Here is an 11,292-nt window from a genome sequence, read left to right as displayed (position 1 = left end):
GCCATGGACGATCCCGCGCGCTTCCTGAGCGAGCGTGCGGAACTCGATCGTCTCGAAGCCGAGGCCGGCTGGCTGAGCACGGCCTGGCGCATGTCCGATGACGGCTCGATTGCGGTCGATCTCGACATGACCATCCATGGCCGCGTCTTTGCGGGGCGGATGACCTATCCGGCCATGTTTCCGGACTCGCCGCCCTACATCTGTCCGCGAGACAGATCCGAGCGATGGTCCGGCCACCAGTACGGGGCCGGCGGCCCGCTGTGCCTGCAGTGGCGGGCAGACAACTGGCATCCCGACGTGACGGGTGCAGACATGGTGCGTAGCGCACACGAACTGCTGAGCACTGAACAGCATCCCGAGTTGCCGAACACGGTGCCCTCGGCGCACCGCCTGACGGAGGGACAGGACATGCGCGGCGCGGGCCAGCGCTTCGTGGCCACCACCGGGCTACTGGCCACGTGGACGGCGCTCCCGCTACCGTCCCGAACCCGGCTGAAATCGGCGATCGTGTACAACCTGGGTGCAGTCGTCATGTTCGCGGCGAAAGTCGCCGACGCGCAGGACGTGCTGCAAGACGTGGCCGACGTTCCGGAAGGTATCGCAACATCGCTCCCGCTGTTCTCTCTGTCCGGCGATGGATGGATCTTTCATAGCGAAGTCTTCGACCAGCGCCAATCCGTCGAATCCGCCGAGGCGTTGGTGCGAGTGCTAGCAGAGGCGGGATTTGCCACCGACGACGTCCTGGTGCAGGAGGCCGGCAAGTACAAGGCCAGAACCATCGTGCTGCTGGGCACGGCGTTGTCGTCGCTGCAGGTGTTCCTGATCGACTCGGGCGAGCAGCCGGAGTTGCTGGAGCACAGGATCGTGTGGCCGTCGCCTTCCGATTTCAGGTTGTCGGAGGAATCGCAACGACTGTCCAATGTCCGCGTCGGCATCGTCGGGCTCGGATCAATGGGCAGCAAGATCGCGGTTTCATTGGCGCGATCCGGTGTCCGCCGCTTCCTGTTGGTGGACGACGACTACCTCGCGCCCGGCAACATGGTGCGCCACGAGCTGTCTTGGGCCTACGTGGGAACGCACAAGGCACGAGCGGCGCGTGACGCACTGTCACTGATTGCCGCTGGAGTGCAGGTGGATACGCGAACCACTCGTCTCGCCGGTCAGGAGTCAGCGGTGACCGCGGCAGCCGCGCTCAAGGATCTGTCCAACTGCGACCTGCTGATCGATGCCACCGCTAATCCGGAAGTCTTCCTGCTGCTGGCAGCGTTAGCGACGCGGCAGGAAACGCCGCTATGTTGGGGCGAGATATTCGCCGGCGGTTACGGCGGGATGATCGCGCGGGCGCGCCCGGGACGCGATCCGAACCCGTTGGCGGTTCGCGACGCCTACCACGCCTACCTGGCGACCCTTCCCGACGCGCCTTTCAAGAACACGGCAGGCTACGACGGAACCGAAGAACAACCGTTGGTCGCATACGACAGCGACGTCGGCTTCGTAGCGACCGCGCTGACCCGGCTGGCCATCGATACCGCGTTGTCCCAGGATTCAAGCGAGTTTCCCTATTCGGTGTACCTGTTGGGCATGCGCCGCGAGTGGATCTTCGAGGCACCGTTCGACACGCGCCCGGTCGCCGTGCAGGGCCTTGGTTGGGAGCGCGGCGAGGACGCCGGGACTGGCGAAGACAGGCATGCCGTCGTGGAAGCGTTGTTGAGGATGTACGAAGGACAAAAGCGTGCTGACGCTGATCCTGCCGCCTGAGCAGCACGAGTTGCTGCTGGCGGCGCTCCGGAAAGCCGGCCGGCGCGAGGTCGGTGGAATCCTGATGGGCGAGCATGTCGGACCAAATCTCTTCATCGTCCGGGAGATGACCGTGCATCGTCGCGGTGCATTCGCCTCATTCGTGCGAAGAATCGAGGACGCCATGGTACGGCTTCGCGCATTCTTCCAACAGACCGGACATGACTACACCCGGTTCAATTATCTTGGCGAATGGCATTCGCACCCATCATTTGCACCTTACCCAAGTAGAACAGATGACCTGTCAATGCTTCAGATCGTCCAGGACGTGGAAGTCGGCGCGAACTTCGCAGTGCTGCTGATCGCCAAGCTCGAATTAGAGGGAGGGCTGATTGCCACCGTCCATACCTACCTCCCTGACGGCACGCGGATACAGTCCAACATCAGGCTTCAGAGTGGTTGGGAATTAACGGCCTAGCGTCCGCTCTTGGCCAAGACCAGACCTGCCCTACCCCCGATGAATATTCCTAATCGCTTACCCGACGCCTACCCCGTAAGCCCGTTAGTAGTACTGCCGGATGTAGCTGTAGGCCTTCTCGAACAATTCTTCATCCGCATGCAGCTTGTACTTGAAGAGGGCTTTGCGCAGGGCCTTCTTGACCTCACGCTCGCCGGCCTGCGTGCCTTGCCAGCCCGGGAAACGGACCAGTCGCACAATTTCGTCGATGTCCGCGACCACGCGTTCGACCATGATGGGCGTCTCGGCCGTCTTGACCTCGTTGAATAGTTCAGTGAGCGCCGCCTTGCCGCGATCCTCGTCCTCTTCAGGCGGGACCTCCTTCTCGGCATGCAGCGTCTCCTTGGCGATTTCCAGTAGCTGCTTCAGAAATTCGACGCTGTTGATCTGGCCAGACTCGAACCGGTCTTTCAGCGCATCAAGCCGCTCCGACAGTTTCTTGAACTTGGGGTTGCCGCCATGCCCGCGCAGCCGGCGCTTGAGCTTGATCTCGATCTCTTTGGCCTTCTTCGGGTCGGGGTTCGACAGCACGGCCTCCAGCAGATCAGCGTCCAGCACCAGGGTGTCGAGGTCATCCCGCACGGCGTCCACATGCACGTTCTGGTGGATCAGCTCGATGGTCTTGGCGCCCAGCGAGTGCCAGATCAGCTTGCCGTGGCCACTGGAGGGCTGCACCGACTGGTACACCTGCGACAACCACTTGTAGTCCTTTTCGAAGGGGCCCAGAACGGTATCCGGTGACAGCGCCTCCCAGATCTTGTTGAGCACGCTGTACTCAGCAGCAAAGTTGTCCCGCACCTCATTGTTGGGCAGGCACTGCTGCGCGGCGATCAGGCCCTCATAGCCCTGCACGCTGCGGTCGCAGCCGGCGAAGAACGCCAGGCACTTCTGCATGGCTTCGGGCAGCTTGTCCTTCAGCTCCTGGATGTTGCTGACCACCTGCTTGACGCTCTGGTCGTCGAATTCCAGCGCTGCTGCCACATCATCGAAGATACCCAGGTAATCAACAATCAAGCCGTGGGTCTTCTGCTCCGAGTAGGTGCGGTTTACACGGCAGATGGCCTGCAGCAGCGTGTGGTCGCGCAGCGGCTTGTCCAGATACATTGCCTGCAGGATGGGCGCATCGAAACCGGTCAGCAACTTGGAGGTAACGATGATCAGCTTCAGCGGGTCGGCCGGATCGCGGAAGCGGTCGAGCAGTCGCTCTTCTTCATCTCGGCTGCGGTCGTACTGGGTGTATTCCGGGTGTTCCTTCTTGTCCGCCGCCTGCACCGACATCACGATGTCTGTAGCCTCGGGCGGCAGCAGCTTGTCCAGCTCGGTCTTGAACAGCAGGCAGGACTCGCGGTCGAAGGTGACGATCTGGCCCTTGAAACCATTGGGCTCCACCTTGGTCTGGAAATGCTCGACGATGTCTTCGCAGATCTTGCGGATGCGCTCAGGCGTCTTCACCAGCACGGCCATCTTGGCGGCGGTCTTGGCGAGGTTGTCCTTGTCCAGATCCGACAGGCCGCCGGTCAGGTCTTTGTAGGCGGCGTCCAGGGCGGCCTTGTCAATGTGCAGGTCGATTAAGCGCGGTTCGAAGTGCAGTTTTAGCGTGGCACCGTCGCGGATCGACTCTTCGAAGCCGTACCGGCTCATGTAGCCTTTCTCGTCCTCGTCGGCACCAAAGGCGTAGAAGGTGTTGCGGTCGGCACGGTTGATCGGCGTGCCGGTCAGGCCGAACAGAAACGCGTTGGGCAGGGCCTCGCGCATCTTGCGGCCCAGGTCGCCTTCTTGCGTGCGGTGGGCTTCGTCCACCAGGGCAATGATGTTGCTGCGCTCATTCAACGCGCCCTCGGCCTCACCAAACTTAAAGATCGTGGTGATGATGATCTTGCGCACATCCTGCGCCAGCAGCTGCTGCAGCTTCTCGCGGGTATCCGCCTTTTCCAAATTGGGAATGTCCGCCCCAGTGAAGGTTCCGGTGATCTGGCTGTCGAGATCGATCCGATCCACCACAATCAGCACGGTGGGGTTCTTCAAGCCCGCATGCATGCGCAGCTTCTGCGCGGCAAACACCATCAGCAGTGACTTGCCCGAACCCTGGAAGTGCCAAATTAGCCCTTTCCTGGGGTAACCGGCCAGCACGCGCTCGACGATCTTGTTGGCCGCTTCAAACTGCTGGTAGCGGCAGATGACCTTGATGCGCTGCTTTTTCTTGTTGGTGGCGAACAGGGTGAAGCTGCCGAGAATGTCCAGCACCACATGCGGGCGCAACATGCTCTCAGCGGACAGCTTGAGCGACTTCAGCGGGTGGTGCTGACCATCCTCGCCATTGCCATCCAGATGCCACGGCCCCCAATCCTTGACCGGCAGGCCGATGGACCCGTAGTGGTAAGCCTTGCCTTCGGTCGCCACCGAGAACACGTTGCAGACGAACAGCTCCGGTACGAGCTTCTCGTAGTCGTCGTGCACCTGCACCGCCCCGTCGACCCAGCTGATGCACTTCTTGACTGGCGTCTTGGCCTCGATCAGCACCAGCGGCAGCCCGTTGACCAACAACACCAGATCGGCGCGGCGCTCGGTGGGGCCTGCGCGGTAGATGAACTGCTGGGTGACGATGTACTGGTTCTGCGCCAGATCATCCAGGTCGATCAGCCGCACCGGCACATGCTCGTTGTTGGGGCCGAAGGGCATCGAGCGCTCACCGCGCATCCAGGCGGTCATTTCCTCGTTGGCGCGGATCAGGCCATCCGATCGCACCGACAGCACGATGGCGCGCAGCTTGTAGAGCACCTCGTCGGCGCGGTCGGGCTGGGCGGCAATCTCGGGGTTCAGGCGGATCAGTGCATCGCGCAGCCAGGGTTCGACCAGCACTTCCTGGATCTGGCGCGGCACCTCAGACGGAGCAGCGTAGCGCCAGCCGATGCCTTTGGGGCTGGGACCGTAGCTGGCTTGAGGTTCCTGGGCGGTGTTGGCCGGGACAGCCTTGACTGGGCCGGCGAGCAGATCGCGGACGTAGGCTTCGACGGTGTTGGATTCGTTGAAAGAGCTCACTCTGCGTCCCCCGCAATTTCTGCCAGCAACTGCTTCTTCATCTCCTCTGCGGAAGAGCGGCGCACCATCGCTGCTCTTTCCGCGGACTTCGCGCACGCAATCTCCTCCAGCAGCTGCTTCTGCACCTCCAAGGGCGGCAAAGGCAGACGAACACGGAGTAAGTTACTGGCGTTCACGTTCGCCTGACTTACCGCTTTCGTTGCATATGCAAGAACTTGTCGACGCCCGAAATCAGAGTTCAGGTAAAGCGTGAGGAACTTCGGTTCCAGCTTTTCAGGGATAGTCTTGATCCGTACAAGGTACGAAGCAAAGACGTGATCGCCCTCAAGCTCGTACACCCCTGTTCGGCCAACCAGCTCATAGCTGTTTGTCCGGTTGAAAAGCACATCGCCGTCGACCAGCCGATAGGCTTCGAAGTCTTTCTCGCTGAGGTCTACATACTTGATGTCATTTTCGACGCAGAGCCCATCTTCGATATTCATCATTCGCAGCATCGGATATTGACCGTCCGATCCGGCGTTGATTGAGAGGCCGTACTGGGTCCCCTGAACGACTGAGCCAAGGTCGACAACTGGCCATTCTCGATTCAGCACGTCGGACAGCAATGAACGAACAAGCTTGTCGGCGGAGCCGCCTATCTTCCGATGCGACTCAGTCGTGCGCTCTATCGCTTGAAGCAGATCAACAAGCCTTACTTGTTCATCAATTGGCGGTAGCGCGAACTCCTGAATGGCCATCGTTTTCCAATTGATTGTGGGCGACAGTGAGCCAACAGATATTTCCACTGCTCGCTTCATAAACAGATCGCTCTGCATGAAGAAGGGCAGGAACTCCGGCAGCACGACTTCGGGCTTGGCACGCAGCACCATCGCGTGTGCTGAGCAGATACCGTCGAACTCAGCGACACCGAGCTTCCGCTGGTAAGCCCTGCGGCGCCCAAAAATGATGTCGCCCCTCTTGAACATCAGCTTGGTGGCTTCCACGTCGTCCGGCGTACCCCAGCGACGAATCTTCAGCGAGTCGGCATCTAGGTGTTCGAGACCAACGTAGTGCTCCATGCCCGATTCGGACGGGTTGTCGATACGGACATTGACGTTCGTCGCCATCTGATCGAAGCGCCAGACCTTCCAGCCTGGCTTCAAATTCTTGTTATCAGACACGCTCGATGTCCTCCGTAATAACTCCATCCAGCGTTTCCACCAGCGCGTCCATCTGTTGCCAGAAGGCACGGCCATCGGTTTGCCATTGATCCCAGGCTGAGCGCAGCGATACCGCGTCACCATTGCTGTCGGTGGCGATGGCGGCGGCAATGCGCTTCACGTACAGCGGGATCGAGAGGTTGCCCGCATTGATGCCGATTTCGGCCAGGGTGGCGACCTTGGCGAAACCGGGAACATCGGCAAACGTTTTGTAAGCGGTCAGGATGCGCTGCTGGTGCTCGGGCTTAAGTAAGCTCTGCGCCCGTTCGCGGGTTACCTCACTCACCGCGTCGATGAAGATCACCTTGCCCTTGCGAGCGGCGACTTTCTTGCGGTTGCAGATGACGATGCACGACTCCATCGGAGAGTTGTAGAACAGGTTGGGGCCCAAGCCGATGACGGCCTCGACCCAGTCCTGCTCGACCATCTTGGCGCGCATGGCCTGTTCTTCATTACGGAACAGCACACCGTGGGGCCAGAGCACGGCACTACGCCCCTTGGTGGTGAGGCTGGTCAGGATGTGCTGTTGGAAGGCGTAGTCGGCGCGGCCCTGCGGTGGCGTACCCAGCGAGTTGCGTCCCCACTTGTCACTACTCCAGGCCTCGCGATTCCACTGCTTGATGGAGTACGGCGGGTTGGCCAGGATCACATCGAACTGGCGCAGGCGGTCGCCTTCGATGTGCTTGGGTTCAGCCAGGGTGTCACCCCGGATGATCTCGAAGTCCTCCACGCCATGCAGGAACAGATTCATGCGGGCGATGGATGAGGTAATGAGGTTGCGCTCCTGCCCGTAGAGCTTGAGCGTGCGGTACTCTCCGCCCGAGCGCTTCACTTCGTCCAGCGCTGAAATCAACATGCCGCCGGTACCGCACGTGGGGTCGTAAATCGACTCGCCCGCCTGAGGTGCAAGAAGTTGCGTCATCAAGTGGACGACGGTGCGGTTGGTGTAGAACTCGGCCGCCGTGTGGCCTGAGTCGTCCGCGAACTTCTTGATCAGGTACTCGTAGGCGTTGCCCAACTCGTCCTCGGGGACGTTGGCCACCGAGAGTGTCTGCGTCGAGAAGTGCTCGATCAGGTTTTTCAGCGTTTCATCGGGCAGGCGCTCGCGGTTGGTCCAGGGTGCATCGCCGAAGATGCCATCAAGCAGATCCGGGTTGGCGGTCTCGATAGCACGCATGGCTTTCTGGATGGCGGTGCCTACGTTCTTGGGTGCCTGGCGAACATCGTTCCAGTGAGCGCCTTGGGGAATCTGGAAGCGGTGGTTCTCCGCGAACTGCGCGTAGGAGAGGTCGCCCTTCGAGTTGGCCAGGGCCGCCTGGTATTCCTCCTCCCACACATCCGACACGCGCTTGTAGAACAGCAGCGGGAAGATGAACTGCTTGTAGTCGCCGGCGTCGATGAGGCCGCGCAGCAGCACGGCGGCACCCCACAGGTAGCTTTCGAGTTCTTGTTGGCTGATGCGTTTACTTGGGTGACTCATTTCAGCCATCCCCCTTCAGTAATGACCTGCGCGAGCCGCTCTTCGGCTTCACGGCAGCGGATGAGCGCGTCCTTGAATGCCGTGATGGCAACCGGCAGCGGGGGGATGTCTTCTTGCAATGGCGGCAGGACATAGCGCGAGATGTTCAGCGTCCAGTCCTCGACTTTGATCTCGTCGAGGCTGACCACGCGGACCGCGTCCTGCACATCGGCAAAGCCGCGATACCAGCCGAGGATCTCGGCGGCGTGCTCGGGTTCCAGATAGTTTTGCGCGCGCCCCCGGCGGAACAGGCGTGACGCATCGGCGATCAGCACCTTTTTTTTGTGCTTGACCGGTTTGCGCTTGCGCAAGACCAGGATGCACGCGGCCAGGCCGGTGCCGTAAAACAGGTTGGGCGCCAACCCGATTACGGCCTCGACCAGATCCATCTCCAGCAGTTTCTGGCGGATGCTGCCTTCCACACCTTTGCGGAACAGGGCGCCCTGGGGCAGCACCACGGCCATCCGGCCGCTGACGTCAGCCATTGACTTGACCATGTGCTGCACCCAGGCAAAGTCACCGCTGGATGAGGGCGGCAGGCCAGCAAAGTTGCGGCCGAAGGGATCGTTCAGCCACAGGTCCTCGCCCCACTTTTCCAGCGAGAACGGGGGGTTGGCGATCACGCAGTCGAACGTGGCCAGTCGGTCGACCTCGAAGAAGGCCGGGTTACGCAGGGTGTCGCCGCGCACCACTTGGAAGTCTTCGATGCCATGAAGGAACAGGTTCATCCGCGCGATGGATGAGGTGGTGAGGTTCTTCTCTTGTCCGTACAGCTTGCCCCACAGCCGCTTCACGTCGCCATGCTGTTCCTTCACGTGCTGCACAGCGGCCAGCAACATGCCGCCGGTACCGCAGGCCGGGTCGTAGATGGTCTCGGCTTCTTTGGGATCGAGCATGTCGATCATCAGCCGCACGACGCTGCGCGGGGTGTAGAACTCGCCGGCCTTCTTGTTGGTGGCGTCGGCGAACTTCTTGATCAGGTATTCATAGGCGTCGCCAAGCAGATCCGAGTTGACGTTCTTGTTGCCAAACGGCAGCTTGGAGAAGTGCTCGATCAGGTCCTTGAGCAAGGCATCAGACAGCCGATCCTTGTTCGACCACTGGGCATCGCCGAACACGCCGTAAAGGGTGTCGGGGTTGGCCTTCTCAATCTCGCGCATCGCGCGCTGAAGGGCCGTCCCGACATTGCTGGCCTTGGTGCGAACGTCGTTCCAGTGGCAGTCTTCCGGGATCTGGAAGCGGTGCGATTCCGGGAACCAGGCCAGTTGCTCGTCGCCGGTCTCATCAACGATCTCCTGGTACTCCTCGTCCCAGACGTCGCAGATGCGCTTGAAGAACAGCAGCGGGAAGATGTAGGTCTTGAAGTCAGCCGCATCTACGGGGCCGCGCAGGATATTGGCGGAGGCCCAGAGGTGGGCCTCCAGCTGGCTCAGGGACGTTTCGTTCATGCCCCGCCCTGCTGAATTGCCCAAGAAAAATCAAAGACTTGAATCAGATTCTGCATGCAATCCCCCTTGATGAGCCCCATTCTAGGCCGGGGTGTCTCATTGGGCGAGATGCGCTCTTTTATAGAATCACCCCAGGGAGAGAGGGCGATGGCAGGGCAAGCCGGGCGCAATGCAAACACCGCTGGATTAAAAGTGCCCTTCGGAGAGCACGACGGGGTCTTGTACCCTCCGTCGGCGGTGGACAGTGGACTGGCCTGCGGTTGTCACTGCCCGGGTTGCGGCCGGCAACTAATGGCCAAGAAGGGCGCAACCCAGCGCTGGCACTTCGCTCACCACCACGGCGGAGGCGATGAGCACTGCTACGAGACGGCCGTACACAAGATGGCAAAGCAGGTCCTCCTCGCCGCGGGTCAGATTCAGCTGCCCAGTTGGAAGTGCATTGCTGCCTGCCCCGACCTCGACCACCAGATGCACCAGGAAGCCCTGGAACGCCCCGCACGCCTATGGGAATACACCCAGGCCAAGGAGGAGGTCTGGATGGTCGGCATGCGCCCAGACGTGGTGCTTGAAGATAACCAGCCCACTACGGTGCCGCTGCTGGTGGAGGTCAAGGTCTCCAACGCCGTCGGCCAGGACAAGGCCGCCTTGGTTCGCAAGCGCGGCTGGGCCATGATTGAGATTGATCTGTCCCAGCTGGATGCCGACGCGGTGCTCGACGATGCGTTTGAACGCGCCGTGCTCCGTGAAGCTCCTCGATTCTGGATTCATTCGCCGACGGCCGAACGCATGTTTGAGCAGGTCTTGGCAAATCTCGAGCAGCAGGTCGCTGACCGAAACGCCCGGATCCTGGCCGAGCGCGCCGAGCGTGACGCGGCCCGGCGCAGCTCTGAAGCCAAGCTGGACGCAGACCGCCAACGCAAGGAGCGGTTCCGCCAGAAGCTCCGTGCCCCGCACCTGAGCGATCTGGAGGCACTCGTCGAACTATCCTCGCCCTCGGCCGCGCGGGAGCAGCTGTTACGGCTGTCCGCGCGGGATGCGCCGGCGATCAACCTAGCCCGCCGGCGCTACCTGGACAACGCCCCCCTCCCCCCCTTTCTCGCGCAGCTCCCGACCGGGTGGCAGCTGATCGACGCCCACCCCCATCTGTGGCAGCTGACCCTGTGGGGGCAGTTCGTGCGTGGCCAGCCCGTGGGTACCCGAATCCAGACCGGAAAGTGGGTCCCGCATCTAGGCCGGATGTTTGGCTTCAATGTCCCGCTGAAGCGACTCTTTGACGCCCAGCAGCGCGATTGGCAGCAGGCCCGGGCAAAAGGCTATCCGCGCCGATACCCATATTCGGCTTCCTTCTTCGAGGACTGGGAGAACGAACTGATTCCCTCCCCCTTTGAGTTGGTCGGCGATCTAGCGGATCAGCTATGGGCTGCCTCGCTCGTCGAGTTGCAGGAGATGGGCGTGTACGAGGTGATAGCAACTGAGCCGGACCTGACCGCCTTCATGCCTAATCTTCCCGTCCGAACGACGGAGCAGAGCCCGGCGTTACCTCCGCCGCCCGAGATTCTGTCGGAGCGCCATGAGCGCATAGTCGCCGAGCAGGTCGTCAAACATGAAGGGCTAGCCGAGCCGTACCTCGTCTGTGTGATCTGCGATACCCCACTCTCTCTCGGCAACCGATGTGGGTGCGGGACTAGCCTAAAGCCTAGGGTCGTGCAGCCGTCGTCGCCGAGTTCATGAAGAAGATCCCAAGTGATGCACGGACTTGTCGGTAGCCGACAGGGGTGGAAGGCGAACTTCCCTACCCCCGATAAACATCCCTTATCCGCCGCCCTGCCCTCC

At 61.2% G+C, this 11,292-nt stretch carries 7 protein-coding genes; 3 read left to right on the top strand and 4 right to left on the bottom strand.

All coding sequences use genetic code 11. The annotated features are described in order from the left end of the window. Positions 1-3 precede the first annotated feature (3 nt). Both ICG51_RS00300 and ICG51_RS00295 read left to right on the top strand, forming a co-directional pair. A complete protein-coding gene (locus tag ICG51_RS00300; protein ID WP_190281016.1) occupies positions 4-1,758 on the top strand; it encodes a ThiF family adenylyltransferase in 1,755 nt (584 codons plus the stop codon). Further along, positions 1,733-2,215 carry a Mov34/MPN/PAD-1 family protein gene (locus ICG51_RS00295; protein ID WP_190281015.1) on the top strand — a complete coding sequence of 161 codons (483 nt, stop codon included), beginning with the start codon at positions 1,733-1,735 and terminating at the stop codon, positions 2,213-2,215. Before ICG51_RS00300 ends, ICG51_RS00295 begins: the two co-directional genes overlap by 26 nt. Positions 2,216-2,299: 84 nt before the next feature. Here ICG51_RS00295 and ICG51_RS00290 read toward each other — a convergent pair whose 3' ends face one another. Genes ICG51_RS00290 through ICG51_RS00275 form a run of 4 tightly spaced genes read right to left on the bottom strand, consistent with a single transcriptional unit; the run spans position 2,300 to position 9,459 of the window. Next, positions 2,300-5,293, bottom strand: a complete 2,994-nt coding sequence (locus ICG51_RS00290) for a type I restriction endonuclease subunit R (RefSeq protein ID WP_190281014.1) — start codon at positions 5,291-5,293, stop codon at positions 2,300-2,302. Then, a complete protein-coding gene (locus tag ICG51_RS00285; RefSeq protein ID WP_190281013.1) occupies positions 5,290-6,453 on the bottom strand; it encodes a restriction endonuclease subunit S in 1,164 nt (387 codons plus the stop codon). Before ICG51_RS00285 ends, ICG51_RS00290 begins: the two co-directional genes overlap by 4 nt. Further along, the gene (locus ICG51_RS00280; protein ID WP_223809479.1) at positions 6,446-7,981 is read right to left on the bottom strand and encodes a class I SAM-dependent DNA methyltransferase; all 1,536 of its coding nucleotides are present in this window, start codon (positions 7,979-7,981) and stop codon (positions 6,446-6,448) included. The genes ICG51_RS00285 and ICG51_RS00280 overlap by 8 nt, the downstream gene beginning before the upstream one ends. After that, the gene (locus tag ICG51_RS00275; RefSeq protein WP_190281012.1) at positions 7,969-9,459 is read right to left on the bottom strand and encodes a class I SAM-dependent DNA methyltransferase; all 1,491 of its coding nucleotides are present in this window, start codon (positions 9,457-9,459) and stop codon (positions 7,969-7,971) included. The genes ICG51_RS00280 and ICG51_RS00275 overlap by 13 nt, the downstream gene beginning before the upstream one ends. Positions 9,460-9,750: 291 nt before the next feature. Here ICG51_RS00275 and ICG51_RS00270 point away from each other — a divergent pair, with 291 nt between their 5' ends. Continuing rightward, entirely contained in the window at positions 9,751-11,190 is a 1,440-nt protein-coding gene (locus tag ICG51_RS00270; protein ID WP_190281011.1) for a hypothetical protein, read from the top strand. Positions 11,191-11,292: the final 102 nt, after the last annotated feature.

The organism is Thermomonas sp. XSG (assembly GCF_014678725.1).
Lineage (GTDB): Bacteria > Pseudomonadota > Gammaproteobacteria > Xanthomonadales > Xanthomonadaceae > Thermomonas.
Note: the sequence above shows the minus strand (reverse complement) of the source record. Positions and strands in the feature narration are given on the sequence as shown.

Excerpts from the sequence above, each read along its gene's own strand:
- ICG51_RS00275 (WP_190281012.1), bottom strand. The coding sequence starts at position 9,459 with ATGAACGAAACGTCCCTGAGCCAGCTGGAGGCCCACCTCTGGGCCTCC.
- ICG51_RS00280 (WP_223809479.1), bottom strand. The coding sequence starts at position 7,981 with ATGGCTGAAATGAGTCACCCAAGTAAACGCATCAGCCAACAAGAACTC.
- ICG51_RS00270 (WP_190281011.1), top strand. The coding sequence starts at position 9,751 with ATGGCCAAGAAGGGCGCAACCCAGCGCTGGCACTTCGCTCACCACCAC.
- ICG51_RS00300 (WP_190281016.1), top strand. The coding sequence starts at position 4 with ATGGACGATCCCGCGCGCTTCCTGAGCGAGCGTGCGGAACTCGATCGT.